The organism is Massilia sp. GCM10023247 (assembly GCF_042653325.1).
In the GTDB taxonomy this organism is placed as follows: domain Bacteria; phylum Pseudomonadota; class Gammaproteobacteria; order Burkholderiales; family Burkholderiaceae_D; genus Telluria.
The window spans coordinates 123,127-136,802 of the sequence record NZ_JBHSIB010000011.1 but is presented as its reverse complement, the minus strand read 5'-3'; the positions used below and the strand labels follow the sequence as shown (position 1 = coordinate 136,802).

Here is a 13,676-nt window from a genome sequence, read left to right as displayed (position 1 = left end):
GCGCAAGCTCAATACTTTCCGCAAACCATTTTTTCTCGAGGTGCCATGAACATGCCATCGAAATTGCTGTGGGGCGAAGGGTTGTTCCTGCGTCCCCAACATTTCCAGCAACAGGACCGCTACCACGAGGCGCGCCTGAACCAGACGGCGCGCGCCCTGCACCCCTATGCCTGGGGCGTGCGGCGCCTCGGTATCGACCAGGAGGCCTTGCGCAACGACGTGCTGCGCATCGAGGCGCTGTCGCTGGTCTTCCCCGACGGGGAACTCTACCGGGCGCCCGAAGGCGACGCCTTGCCGCACCAGGTCAGGCTCGGCAACCTGCCGCCGGCCACCCAGTCGGTCACCGTCCACGCCGCCCTGCCGGCGATGAAATCCTACGGCGACAACTGCAGCGAGGCCGATGCCGAACGCGACGACGCCCGCTTCGTGCAGGCCGACCATGACACCCAGGACCTGTTCACCCGGGCGGCCGACGCTTCCATCACCTACCTGAGGAAGACCGTGCGCCTGGTGTTCGACACCGATGCGCTCGACGCCTACGACAGTTTCCCCCTGCTGCGGCTGCGCCGGGTGGCCACCGGCGGCTTCGAAATCGACCCCGCCTTCCTGCCGCCGAGCGTCTCGATCGACGGCGCGCCGGGCCTGCACAACGCGGTCGCGCGGCTGATGGAAAAGCTGCTGGCCAAGGTCAACGCGCTGTATGGCCACATGCGCGAACCGAGCCGCAAGGTGGTCGAGATCCGCGGCGGCGACATGTCCTCGTTCTGGCTGCTGCACACGGCCAGCACGGGCTACGCCGCGCTGTCGCACTATCTCAACCACCCGGAACTGCATCCGGAGCGCCTGTTCGGCGACCTGCTGGCCCTGGCCGGCGGCCTGATGGCCTATTCGCGCAGCTACAAGCTGGAAGACCTGCCGGCCTACTCGCACCTCGACCCCGGCCCCGCCTTTGCGCGCCTCGACGAGATCCTGCGCGACCTGCTCGATACGGTGGTGTCGAGCCGCTACTTCTCGATCGCGCTGTCGAACGACCGTCCGTCCTACCACCTGGGCGCCCTCGATTCCGGCAAGATCACGGCCCAGACCACGCTCTACCTGGCGGTATCGGCCGACATGCCGGCGCTGCAGCTGGTCGACGCCGTGCCGCTGCGCTTCAAGCTCGGCGCGCCGCAGGACGTGGACAAATTCGTCCTCTCGGCGCTGCCCGGCGTGAAGCTGATCCACGCGCCGCAGGTACCGGCCGCGCTGCCGATCCGGCCCGACACCCATTATTTCCTCCTCGAGAACAGGGGCGCCCTGTACGAGAACATGCTCAAGGCCCAGGCCATTTCGATCTACGTGCCGAACGGTATCCGCGACCTGCAGCTCGACCTGATCGGGGTGGCGGCATGAGCGCCCACGTCGAAAGAAGGGCTGCGCCACAGCCGGGGCGCGGCGCCACCGGGGCCGCCGCGCCAAGCCTGGTGGACCTGATGTACGAAGGTTTCTATGCCCTGTTCCTGCTGAAAAACGGCTGCGGGCCGCACGACAAGACGGCCTTCGCCGACCACATGACGGCCTTCCTGGGCGACGTCGACCGCAACGCCCGCGCCGCCGGCGTCGGCGCCGACGACGTCACCGCCGCCAAGTACGCCTTCTGCTCGGCGGTGGACGAAATCATCCTGCGCTCGAACTTCGAGGTGCGCGAGGCCTGGGAGACGCGCCCGCTGCAGCTGCGCATCTTCGGCGACCAGCTCGCCGGCGAACATTTCTTCCACCGGCTCGAGGACCTGCGCGCGAAAGGCAGCGTCCACCTGCAGGCCCTCGAAGTGTTCCATATGTGCCTGCTGCTGGGTTTCGAGGGCCGCTACGCCCTCGACGGCCACGACAAGCTGAACTACCTGGTGGCGCGCCTGGGCGACGAGATCGCGCGCATGCGCGGCAAGAACCGCGGCTTCGCGCCGCATGCCGAGCGTCCCGACCACATCACCAACACCTTGCGTTCCGACCTGTCGCTGTGGGTCCTGAGCTCGGTATTCGCGCTCGCCGCGCTCGGCGCCTACGTGGGCTTTCGCGCCAAGCTGGGCATGGATACCGACACCGCCCTGGCCAGCTACAACGACCTGGTGAAGCTGCCGCCGCGCGCGGCGAACGTGACCATCACCCTGCCCTGACTGGAAGGGACAAGCAAAAACCGCCGCCGGCATCGCTGCCGGCGGCGGTTTTTTACCGCTTGTTTTCGCTTACTGCGCGACCTTGAACTCGATGCGCCGGTTGCGCGCGCGCCCGTCCGGCGTGCGGTTGTCGGCCACCGGCCGGTCCGGTCCCTCGCCCGACACCGCGATCGAGTCGGGATGGATGCCGCGCGCGGCGACATAGGTCTTGACGGCCTCGGCGCGCGCCTGGCTGAGCGACAGGTTGCCGGCGCGCGAGCCGGCGTTGTCGGTGTGGCCGATCACCTCGACCTTGATCCCGCCCAGTTTTTTCAGGGCTTCGCTCATCTGGTCGAGGATGGCCATGCCGGACGGCGTCAGCGCCGCCTTGCCCGACTCGAATTCGATGATGCGGTTCGCCAGCGCCGCGTCGAGCACGCCCTGCTCGGATGCCGACACGCGCAGGCCGTTGTTGACCGTGTAGGTCGGGTTCAGGCTGGCCGCGATGTCGCCGGCGATCTGCTGGCGCTGGGCCTCGCTGGCGACGTCGCCGCGCAGGCTCACGGTGTTGCCGTCGACTTTCAGCTGGCCGCGGCTGATCATCTTCAGGTTCGGGCCGATCAGGCGTCCGACATACTCGTTCCAGTTCGCCGGCGTGGCGACATTGCCGACGGCGAGCTGGTCGACGACGCGTTCGGCCCCGTAGACGCTGCGCAGGCGCGCCAGCAGCGCCGCCTTGCTCGACTCGTCGGCGACGATGCCGTCGACCACGATCGGGGCCGGGGCCGACGCAGCGGGAGCGGCTGCGGCGCTGCCGGCGCCCGGCGCCTGCGCGTGGGCCGGCGCCTGCGCGTTGGCGGCCGCCAGCAGGAGTGCGGCGATGAGGAGGGTCTTGGTCACCTTGCGTCTCCAATAAAAGTTTTCAGGAACAGCTCGCGCGCCATTTTCAGGGGCAGCTGCGGCTGGTCGAGATAGCTGGCCAGGGCGCGCACGTCCACGTCCAGCCCGAGCTGTTCGTCGACCCAGCCGGTATCGAGCAGGCGCACCTGCTGCTCGCAGCCGACCAGCGGGTCGATGATGGCGCGCAGCGCCTGGGCGGCGGCGCCGCAAAAGCCGATCACCAGCACCGGGCGACCTTCCTGCACGGTCAGGAACAGGGCGAGGTCGAAGCCGGTACGGCGCACGAAGGGCCCCACCAGTTCGAGCCAGAAGGCGGCGACCGGCGCGCGCAGCTCCTCCTCCTCGGGCAGCGGCAGCACCAGGCTCTTGTCGAGCTGCGCCGGTTTGCTGTGCATGACCGGCTGCAGCAGCAGGCCCAGGGCCAGCACGATGCGGCTGGCGTCCTCGCCGTCGAGCAGGGCCGAGAGTGCGCCGATGGTGCCGGTGGCGAGGAAGGCGGCCAGCGCGCCCTCGCATTCGCCGAGGCCGATCGCGGCCTCGCTGATGCCCTGCAGGTGCAGCGTCGGGTCGGCGGCGCCGATCACCTGGGGTGCTGCGGCGGCGAGGAAGGACCACAGCGGCGCAAAGGCGAGCGGGCAGCGCGACACGAAAGGCCCGGGATCCGGCACGTCGAGGGTGCGCATCATCAGGAAGGGGAAGCGGCGGCCGGGCTGGTCGTGGCTGGCGACCAGGTGGCCGGCCACCGCATGGCGGCGCGCCGGGCCGACAAAGGCGAAGCTGACCGGCGCCATCGCGTCGTAATCGATCTTCCAGCGCGCGCTGGAAGGCAGCCGGTGCATGACGGCGGCGAGCCAGTCGTCGAGCATGCCGATGGCCGCGGCGTCGTGCGCGACCTTGACGAAGTCGCTGCGTGCCGGGATCTTGCCGAAGTATCCGATCCGCTCGGGTGCTGGAGCGCGCATCACTGGCCTCCCGCCGTCAGGCTGGCCATGGCAGGCGGCGCTGGCGGCCTGCCGACGATCACATCGGGCAGGCGCAGGCCGTTGAAGCCGCGGCTGTTGTTCGAGGCGGTTTCGGCATTGCTGACCAGGCGCAGGTCGACCGCGACCGACATGCCCGGCCCGTTCCAGCGCAGCTCGACGACGTCGGCGCTCTTGCGTTTCTGGGTGGCCGCCTCGATCATGCGGCGCATGCCGAACTGGCCCGGCTCGTTGAACAGTTCGACCGTGCGGCCGTCGAAGGTGACGGCGCTGATGCGCGCGCCCGAAGTCCCCGGGCCCGGGTGCACCATATTGGTCCAGACGGGCGGCGTGTTCCGGTAGCGCAGCTGCTGGCCGTCGATCTCGATCGTGTATTCGGTCGTGCCGGGCGCCGGTTGCGCCTGCAGCTGGAACACCTTCTGCGGTCCGCTTGCTGCCGGCGTGGCCACGCCATTGCTCGACAAGGGCGCCACCCAGCCCGGAAAGCCCGACACGGCCTGCGGCGCGAGCGTGATCCCGATGTCGGCCCAGGTGCGCGCCGTCAAGAGGTTGCCGCGGTTGATCACGAGCGGGCCCATCGAGGTGGCCATGAATTTCGAGACCACGCCGTCGGGGCCGAACACCTGCCCGATCTCGGCGCCGGTCGCCTCGATCTTGCTGCCGGGCGAGAACGGGTATTTGTCGGCCAGCGTCTTGCGGAAGGGCTCGACCACCTGCGCCTGCCAGGTCTTGTTGATCTCGGACTCCGACGGCAGCACGATCATCGCAAAGGTCTGCACCAGCGGGCGCACCAGCAGCGGGCGCAGCGCGGCGCGCTGGCCCTCGCTCATCCCGGTCAGCATCTGCTCGTCGACGTATTTGAGCGCGTCGGCCAGTTCCGAGCCGCTGCCCTCCAGGGTCTGCTGCATCAGCTGCTTGGCGCCGGGGCCGGGGTCGCCCTGGTTCTTCAGCGTGTTCAGGCGGCTGCGCAGGCGCGACAGCGCATCGAGGTAGCCGCTCATCAGCGAGGCTTCCCTCTCCTTCGCGCCGACCAGCCGCGCCACGCCCGCGAACTCGCGGCTGATCGGTCCCATGGTGCCGGCCGGGCCGGGCGCCAGCGGGCCGGCGGCGTCGGCCAGGGTGCGCGCGTCCGCCGGCGCGCGCCGCATCACCACTTCCTTGAACCAGGCGACGAATCCGCGCTCGGCCTTGGACAGGTTGACGCGGCTCGCGGCCGGGTTGTCCCAGGAGGTTTCGTCGTAGATCGTCTTGAGCAGGCGCGCGATCGGGGAAGCCTGCGGGTCGCCGAGGCGGTTCATCGCCTGCACGCTGCCCTCGAAGCCCTTCAGGTCGGCGACCGTCACGCCCTGCACGAACTTGCCCCACTCCTTGATGTACTCGGCCTTGTACATGTCGACCAGGGTCTTCTGGATCTGCTCGGGGCTGCCCTCGAGCGTCAGGTCGTCCTTGGCGACGGTCTTCAAGACCCAGTCGGTGCTTTGCAGCTCGCGGTTGGACGCTTCGCGGATCGCGTCGAGCACGTAGTTCTCCCAGGCGGCGCGGGTAAAGGCGCCGCTGACGGCATGGCTGCCGGCCACCAGGCCGGCGTCGGCCTCGCCGACCATGCGCGCTACCGTCATGGCCGGGAAACGCGTCGCGGCGCGGGTCTTGATGTCGGCATACACGCGTTCGCGCGCCGGGGTGCCGCGCACCACCTGGCGCAGGTTCTCGCGGGCGGAATCGAGCAGGCCCAGTTTCAGCGTCACCTGGGGCCAGGCCTGGTCCTGGATTTGCGCCAGGTGGAAGGTCAGCAGGCGCTCGGCGCTGCGGATCATCTGCTCGCGCGGCATCGCCCCCCGGTTCGCTTCGAGCCAGGTGCGCCAGTAGCGCGTGAGCTGGTCGTTCAGGTGGCCCGGCTCGGCATGGCTCTTGTCGCCCAACATCAGGTAGGTCTTGAGGGCGTTGTAGGCGTCGGCGACGTTGGTCGGCGACACGTCCTGGTAGGGCTGGCCGGGCCTTGCCGCCGGCGCCGCCTGGGCGTTCGGGTCGAGCGCGCCCGCATGGGCGTTCACTTCGGCCAGCATGGTTTCCAGTGCCCCCGCGACCGGCTCCACCATCACGGTGCGCACGCCCGCAAAGTATTCGTCGCGCAGCTTGCGCTCGAGCTTGTCGCCCTGGTAGAGCCCGAACGAGAGCGCCCAGGGCTGGTCTTCGCGGTATTTATCGAGCTGCTCGATGCGGTCCTGGAGGATGCCGAGCGCTTCCAGGCGCGACTGCAGGTCGACGCGCTTTTCCTGCAGCTTGACCACCTTGTCGAGGTCGGCCTGGACGTTGGCCACCAGTTGCAGGTTGCCCATGTAAGCCCAGCTCCAGCCGCCCAGCGCCGCGCCCAGCGCGATGGTGGCCGCGAAGAAGACGGCGTACTTGGCGCGCGCCGCATGCGGATTCGTATAGCGCTTGACCAGGTCCTTGTCGGCGAAGATCACCTTGCGGAACAGGTCGAGCAGGAAGTAACCCTCTCCGGCGGCGCCCTCGCCCGACTCCACCTTGGCATCGCCGAGTGCGAGATCGAAGCGGCTGGCCACGCGTTTCGACGACAGGTCCTGCACCGGCCCTTCCTGCAGCGCGCTGGTGAAATAAAAGCCGCGGAACACCGGCTTGAACTGGTAGGTGTTTTCTTCGAACAGGGTCGACAGGAAAGCGCGCAGCGGGCTGCGGATGGCGGCAAATTCGAGCGGGAAGGTGAACACCCCGGGACGCATCCGGGCGCTGCGGTTGCCGGCCATGTTGGCCAGGCTCATTTCCTTGAGGCCGTCGTGCAGTTCGTCGAAATGGGCGTCAAAAAAAGCCAGCACGTCCTGCGGCGTGCTGCGCCGGTTGTAGCGCAGGGTCGCGCCCCAGACCCGGTCGCGCTCGGCGCGTTCGCTGTCGTGGAAGAAGTCGGAAAAGCCGGCGACCAGGTCGGCCTTGGTAAAGATCACGTAGACCGGCGCATACACGCCCAGGCGCTCGGTCAGTTCCTGGACGCGGGTGCGCAGGCTTTTCGCCAGCTCCATCGAGGCGCTGGCCGGGCCGGCGGTCAATTCGGCCACGCTGACCGCGATCAGGATGCCGTTGATCGGCGCGCGGCGGCGGTGCTTTTTCAGCAGGTCGAGAAAGCTGAACCACTCGGCGCGGTCGCCCTCCTGCACCGAATAGCGCCCCGCGGTATCGAGCAGGATGCCGTCGGTGGTGAAGAACCAGTCGCAGTTGCGGGTGCCGCCCACGCCCTGCACCGCCTTGCTGCCGGGGATCGGGAAGGTCAGTCCGGAATGGGCGATGGCGCTGCTCTTGCCCGCCGCGGGGTTACCGATGATCATGTACCAGGGCAGTTCGTAGAGCGCCGCAGCGCCGCGCGTGATGCCCAGCTTCGAGGTCTTGATCGTCGCGACCGCCTCGAGCATGTTCTTGCGCAGCACGGCTACTTCGCTGCGGCCGTCGTCGCCCTTTCCTCCCGCATCGCTGGCCAGGCTGTCGGTCAGGCGGCCGGCGGCGCGATTGCGCAGCAGGCGGCGTATGCCCCAGTAGCTGCCCCACAGGGCCAGCAGCCCGAGCGCCGCGATCACGGCCCAGATGGCGCCAAGTTCGAAAGTATCGACGCTGAGGAAAATGATGCCTAGGCAGGCGGTGATGCCGATCACGACAAGCACGCGGCTGTCGGTGAGGAACTTCCAGAGACGGGCCATAGCGGGAGCGTGGGTGAGTTGGGGGAAAGTCCGACAGGCAATGCTCGCATTAATTGCCTATTGAAAATTTGACAGCCGTCAAGCTCCCACCCGCCGCTATGGCTGGCGCATCACCCCGCGCAGACGTAGTTCGGTGTGCCCGAGGTCCATCATTTTCCAGCGCCCGCCCCAGGTCAGGCCCAGCTGCTCGGTCACTTCGCCGTACAGGCGGTAGCCGCGCATCGCCCAGGGATCTTTTTCCGAGATCACGAGCTTGCCGTCGCGCCAGAAGGCGCAGTCGGCGGCCAGGCCGTACTGGTGCCAGCTCTGGAAGGCGCGCGCATTGGTCACGGCGCCGCCCATCTGTGCCAGCAGGTCCTGGCGAGCGGGACTGCGGTAACCCTCGAGCAGCGCCATGTCATAGCCGTGCTTTTCCTTCATGATCTTGAACGCGAGCAGCAGTCGCTGGCTGAACTCGGGATGCATCAGGCCCCAGTTGCGGCTGGCATGGACCAGCATCGGCCGCACCTGCACCACCTCCTCGGTGGTAAAGGCAAGCGGCGGCGGATCGCTCGGCGGCACCAGCTGCTCGCCGCGCAGCAGCGCCGCGATCTGGGCGTCCGGCAGGGCCTCGCTGGGTTCGTAGCCAGGCAGCATGTCGGGGGTACGCATCACCAGCGCGAGCAGGGAGGGAATGGCGACCACGGGCACGCCGATGGCCAGCACGATCCAGTGGCGGCGCACGGCCTTGCGCAGCGCGCCGCCGACGCGCGACAGGTTACGCCGCGGCTGCCACGGCTGGCCCGGCGCCCGGCGCCGCAGTACCAGCCCCTGGACCCGGCTGCGCAGGCCCAGGACCAGACCGTTGATGCGGGCACGTCCAGTCGGGAAACAAACCAGCCAGATCAGGCTGCAAGCGACGCAAAAATACAGAAGTGCGACAAAGATCAGCATGGCTTTTCCCAGATTGTTTCTAATCGAAAGAAACGTTTATCTTAGGAGGTATGCCGTGCGCCCTACAGACGAAAATCAAGCAGGCTCGACAAGACCAAACCTGATGTCGTCGCGCCGCGCTGTGGGCGAAGACAACATCCTCGCCATGCTCGAGCGTGATTCCGCCCGCCGCACCGGCGGCCGGATCTCCGGCCTGCGCGTGGCCTGGTACGGCGCGGCGGCAGCCTTTGCCGGCATCCTGGCCGGCGGCGTGGCATGGCTGGCCTACGACAACCACAAGAGCGCTGCGCAACTGCAGGCCGAGTACCAGGCGACGGTCGCCGCCGTGCCGCCGGTACCGGCGGGCGGCGGCATCCCGCTCCAGCCGCCCGCGACGATGCTGCGGGTGCCGGCGGGCGAACTGCCGCGGGCCGCCGTGATCGTCGACGAATCGCCGCCGGCGCCGCGCACTGCCGGCACGGTACCGCCGCTGGTGATGCTGCCGCGCCAGGAGGCGGCCCCTGCCCTCCCCGCTGCAAAACCAGCTGCAAAACCCGCTGCCCGCGCGCCCAGGGACAGCCCGGGCGCCATCCCCGCCAAGCCGCGCGTCGCCCAGATCAACAGCCGCGCCGGCAGCGAAAAAAAGCCGGAGAAGGTGCAGAAGGTGCAAAAGGTGCAAAAGGTGCAAAAGGCGGAGAAGGTGCAGAAGGCGGAGAAGGTGGAGAAAACCCAGCGTGCCGGCGCCCGCGCCGTCAAACCCGTGCCGGCGCGCGGCAGCACCAAAACCGCTGCCGAGCCAAGCCGCCAGGGCAAGCCTGCCGGCGCCGCGCCCCAGGTCGACAGCGACGTGGCCCTGATTTCCGCCATCATCTCGCAGTCGGAACGCCACCGCGGCGCACGCGAGGCCGTGGAAGCCTGCAAGGGTGCGGCTTGCCCGTCGAAGCCGGCGCAACGTTGATGTGGCAAAAAACCACGGCGACGCAGCCTGGGCGCTGAAACCGCTGGGACTTCATCGCCGTGCCGCGCTATACTGTACATAAGCACAGTAGCGCGTCACGAGATGAACAGGGTTCTGGAAAACGAGTTTTATTACCTGGATAACTTCCAGGGCGTCCTGGACTGGATCGGACAGCGCTACCACGACCTGCTGACCGACGAGGAACGGCACTTCATCGAAGCGTTTCCCGCGCTGCCGCAGCCGGCGCGCGCCTTGTTCGTGCGCATGGTCATGCGCAAGGGCGACCTCTTCCGCGCCAGCAAACTCAACTACGCCGAAATCGGCTGCCCGGTCGCGGCGGCGCACGCCTTGCTGCCCAGCGGCTGGATCGAGCTCGATCCCGTCATCTCCCTCGACGAACTGTTCGACCTGTTGGCCAAGCCGGAAATCGCCGGCGCCTTCGGCGCAAGTCTGCACCAAAAAGGTGCACGCAAGGCCGAGCAACTGGAAGCGCTGCGCGCCGGTTTCGGCGACAGCCGCGCCTTCTCCGCCTGGTACCGCGATGGCGGCGACCTCGCCCTGCGCATCCTGGTCAAACCCCTGTGCGACCGCCTGCGCCTGATCTTCTTCGGCAACCTGCACCAGGACTGGACCGAGTTCGTGCTGGCCGACCTCGGCCTGTTCCGCTACGAACAGGTGGAGTTCTCGCAGGCCTCGCGCGGTTTCCGCCAGCGCGCCGACATCGACCATTACCTCGCCCTGCATGCCTGCCGCGAGCGCTTCGCCGCGGGGGGCGAGCCGGCCGAGGACGTGCTCGAGGACCTGCCTGCCCAGGCTTTCGATAACGACTGGCTCGAGAGCCGGCGCGAGAAATTCCTGTTCCAGGTCGGCCAGCATTTCGAGAAGCAGAAGGACTGGACCCGCGCCCACGAGGTGTATGCGCGCTGCCGCTTCCCGGGCGCCCGCGGGCGCGCGATCCGGGTCCTGGAGAAGGCCGAGCGCTACCTCGACGCCTGGCGGCTGCTGGAAGCGGCACAGCGCGCGCCGGAGAGCGACGCCGAGCGCCAGCACCTGGCGCGCATCGGGCCGCGCCTGGCGCGCAAGCTCGGCCATCCGAAAACGGTGAAAGGGAGCATCGCTGCCATTGCCCAGTTCGGCGTATCGCTGCCGCATCCGGGCCCCGATCCCTGGGTCGAGGGCGCCGTGCGCGCGCACCTTGCCTGCGAGGAGGCGCCGGTCTTCTATGTCGAGAACACGCTGGCCAACGCCCTGTTCGGCCTGCTGTGCTGGCGCGCCATCTTCGCCGCCATTCCGGGCGCCTTTTTCCACCCTTTCCACCGCGCGCCCGCAGACCTCTACAGTCCCGACTTCCAGCGCCGCCGCGCCCGTGAATTCGACGACTGCCTGGCCCAGCTCGACGACGGCCGCTACCGCGCGACCATCCTCGCCCACTTCGAGGAAAAGGCCGGCATCTCGGCGCCCTTCGTCGCCTGGGAATACCTCGATCGCGGCCTGCTCGAACTCGCCCTCGACTGCATTCCGGCCGCGCACCTGAAGCGCTGGTGCGAGCGCATCCTGGCCGACCTCAAGGCCAATCGCACCGGCTTTCCCGACCTGATCCAGTTCTGGCCGGCCGAGCGCCGCTACCACATGATCGAGGTGAAGGGCCCGGGTGACCGCCTGCAGGACAACCAGCTGCGCTGGATCGAGTACTGCGCGCAGCACGACATGCCGGTATCGGTGTGTTACCTCGAATGGGAAGCGGCGCCTTGAGCTATGTTGTCGCGGTGCGCGCCCTGTGCGAATTCACCGCCAAAGAGGGCGACCTCGACCTGCGCTTCACGCCCTCCCCGACCGCCCAGGAAGGCATCGCCGGCCACGCCGTGGTGCAGGCCAGGCGCAAGGACAGCGGTCAAGCCGGCTACCAGGCCGAGGTCTCGCTGTCGGGCGACTACGGCCCGCTGCACGTGCGCGGCCGCGCCGACGGCTACGACCCGGCGCATAAGCTGCTCGAGGAAATCAAGACCTACCGCGGCCAGCTGTCCTCGATGCCCGACAACCACCGCCACCTGCACTGGGCGCAGCTGCGCGTCTACGGTCACCTGCTATGCGCCCAGCTCGGGCTGGGCGAAGTCAACCTGGCCCTCGTGTATTACGAGATCGGCAGCGGGCAGGAGACCCACTTGCGCGAGACCCGCAGCGCCGCCGACCTGCGCGCCATCTTCGAGGAGCAGTGCCGGCGCTTCACGGCCTGGGCCGAGGCCGAACTGCGCCACCGCGAGGCGCGCGATGCGGCCTTGACCGCCCTGCGCTTCCCGCATGCCGCCTTTCGCCCCGGCCAGCGCCAGCTCGCCGAAACAGTCTTCAAGGCCAACGCCGCGGGGCGCTGCCTGCTGGCGCAGGCGCCGACCGGCATCGGCAAGACCGTCGGCAGCCTGTTTCCCGTGCTGAAGGCGGCGCCCGCCCAGCGCATCGACAAGGTGTTCTTCCTCGCCGCGAAGACCCCGGGGCGCCAGCTGGCCCTGGACGCGGCCGAGGCGATCCGGGCGGCGGCGCCGGGCCTGCCGCTGCGCGTGCTCGAACTGGCGGCGCGCGACAAGGCCTGCGAACACCCCGACAAGGCCTGCCACGGCGAGTCCTGCCCGCTGGCCAGGGGCTTCTACGACCGCCTGCCGGCCGCCCGTGAAGCAGCGGCCCGGCTGCCGCTGCTCGACCGCGCGGCGCTGCGCGAAGTCGGCCTGGCACACGAGGTCTGCCCCTATTACCTGGGCAGCGAAATGGCGCGCTGGACCGATGTCGTGGTCGGCGACTACAACTATTATTTCGACGGCGGCGCAATGCTGTACGCGCTGGCCCAGGCCAACGGCTGGCGCGCCAGCGTGCTGGTCGACGAGGCGCACAACATGGTGGCCCGCGCCCGCTCGATGTATTCGGCGCAACTGGACCGGGCCGCCCTGCGCATGGCGCGCGCCGCGGCGCCGGAGGGCGTGAAAAAAACCCTCTCCAGGCTGGCCCGCTGCTGGGGCGAGGTCGATGCGGCGGCGCCCGCGCCCTACCAGCTGCTGCCCGAGCCGCCCGAGAAGCTGCTCAATGCCTTGACCAATGCCACCAGCGCCATCAACGATCTCCTCGCCGAGCAAGCGGGGCCGCTCGACCCCGACCTGCAGCGCTTTTATTTCGACGCCCTGCAATTGACGCGACTGGCCGAATCCTTCGGCGAGCATTCGCTGTGCGACCTCACCCGCAGCGGCAAGGACACCACGCTCTCGATCCGCAACGTGGTGCCGGCGCCCTTCCTGACGCCGCGCTTCAAGGCGGCGCACTCGACGACGCTGTTTTCGGCGACGCTCAGCCCCTGGCATTATTTCGCCGACCTGCTCGGCCTGCCCGAGGACACCGGCTGGATCGACGTCGAGTCGCCCTTTACCAGCGGCCAGCTGGCCGTGCACGTTGCGCGCGACATCTCGACCCGCTATGCCCAGCGCGCCGCCTCGCTCGGCCCGATCGTGCGCCTGATGGCCGCCCAGTACGCCCAGGCGCCCGGCAACTACCTCGCCTTCTTCAGCAGCTTCGATTATCTCGAGCAGGTCGCCACGCTGTTCGCCGAACGCCACCCCGAGGTGCCGACCTGGCGCCAGGAGCGGCGCATGAGCGAACATGAACGCGCCGCCTTCCTCGATCGCTTCCAGCCCGACGGACGCGGCATCGGCTTCGCGGTGCTGGGCGGCGCCTTCGGCGAGGGCGTCGACCTGCCCGGCGCGCGCCTGGTCGGCGCCTTCGTCGCCACGCTCGGCCTGCCGCAACTGAACCCCGTCAACGAAGCGCTGCGCGCGCGCATGCAGGCGATGTTCGGCGCGGGCTACGACTACACCTACCTGTACCCGGGGATGCAGAAAGTGGTGCAGGCCGCCGGCCGCGTGATCCGCACCGAGCAGGACCAGGGCGTGGTCTACCTGATCGACGACCGCTTCGACGAACCGGCGGTGCGGGCATTGCTGCCGGGCTGGTGGGAGGTCGATGTCCTGAGCGCCTGACAAAGGCCCAGGGCAAGGCGCATCGTCGACGACAGTATTGTAGGGTGCAGTCCCGACTCCACCAGGGCAAGGCCGCC

Annotated in this window: 9 protein-coding genes; 5 read left to right on the top strand and 4 right to left on the bottom strand. The window is 68.6% G+C overall.

Annotated features, from left to right (window positions below; translation table 11 throughout):
• The first annotated feature begins 45 nt into the window (after positions 1 to 45).
• Both tssK and icmH read left to right on the top strand, forming a co-directional pair.
• A complete protein-coding gene (tssK, locus tag ACFPAH_RS11000) occupies positions 46 to 1,392 on the top strand; it encodes a type VI secretion system baseplate subunit TssK (RefSeq protein WP_379744662.1) in 1,347 nt (448 codons plus the stop codon).
• Positions 1,389 to 2,153, top strand: coding sequence for a type IVB secretion system protein IcmH/DotU (gene icmH / locus ACFPAH_RS10995; RefSeq protein ID WP_379744659.1), 765 nt, complete (start codon positions 1,389 to 1,391; stop codon positions 2,151 to 2,153). The genes tssK and icmH overlap by 4 nt, the downstream gene beginning before the upstream one ends.
• 69 nt (positions 2,154 to 2,222) lie before the next feature.
• On the opposite strand, the gene ACFPAH_RS10990 is transcribed toward icmH, so the two are convergent.
• The 4 genes from ACFPAH_RS10990 to ACFPAH_RS10975 form a co-directional block, all read right to left on the bottom strand.
• A complete protein-coding gene (locus tag ACFPAH_RS10990) occupies positions 2,223 to 3,032 on the bottom strand; it encodes an OmpA family protein (RefSeq protein ID WP_379744656.1) in 810 nt (269 codons plus the stop codon).
• Positions 3,029 to 3,994, bottom strand: a complete 966-nt coding sequence (gene tagF / locus ACFPAH_RS10985) for a type VI secretion system-associated protein TagF (protein ID WP_379744653.1) — start codon at positions 3,992 to 3,994, stop codon at positions 3,029 to 3,031. Before tagF ends, ACFPAH_RS10990 begins: the two co-directional genes overlap by 4 nt.
• Positions 3,994 to 7,716, bottom strand: a complete 3,723-nt coding sequence (gene tssM / locus ACFPAH_RS10980; RefSeq protein ID WP_379744650.1) for a type VI secretion system membrane subunit TssM — start codon at positions 7,714 to 7,716, stop codon at positions 3,994 to 3,996. The genes tagF and tssM overlap by 1 nt, the downstream gene beginning before the upstream one ends.
• Positions 7,717 to 7,812: 96 nt before the next feature.
• Complete coding sequence (locus tag ACFPAH_RS10975) at positions 7,813 to 8,649, bottom strand: M15 family metallopeptidase (RefSeq protein WP_379744647.1); 837 nt, start codon at positions 8,647 to 8,649, stop codon at positions 7,813 to 7,815.
• A gap of 103 nt (positions 8,650 to 8,752) precedes the next feature.
• Here ACFPAH_RS10975 and ACFPAH_RS10970 point away from each other — a divergent pair, with 103 nt between their 5' ends.
• From ACFPAH_RS10970 to ACFPAH_RS10960, 3 genes are all read left to right on the top strand, one after another.
• The gene (locus tag ACFPAH_RS10970; protein ID WP_379744644.1) at positions 8,753 to 9,586 is read left to right on the top strand and encodes a hypothetical protein; all 834 of its coding nucleotides are present in this window, start codon (positions 8,753 to 8,755) and stop codon (positions 9,584 to 9,586) included.
• A gap of 102 nt (positions 9,587 to 9,688) precedes the next feature.
• Positions 9,689 to 11,338 (top strand): VRR-NUC domain-containing protein, encoded by a 1,650-nt coding sequence (locus ACFPAH_RS10965; protein WP_379744641.1) that lies wholly within the window; start codon positions 9,689 to 9,691, stop codon positions 11,336 to 11,338.
• Positions 11,335 to 13,599: an ATP-dependent DNA helicase gene (locus tag ACFPAH_RS10960; RefSeq protein ID WP_379744638.1), complete on the top strand. Its 2,265-nt coding sequence runs from the start codon at positions 11,335 to 11,337 to the stop codon at positions 13,597 to 13,599. Before ACFPAH_RS10965 ends, ACFPAH_RS10960 begins: the two co-directional genes overlap by 4 nt.
• Positions 13,600 to 13,676: the final 77 nt, after the last annotated feature.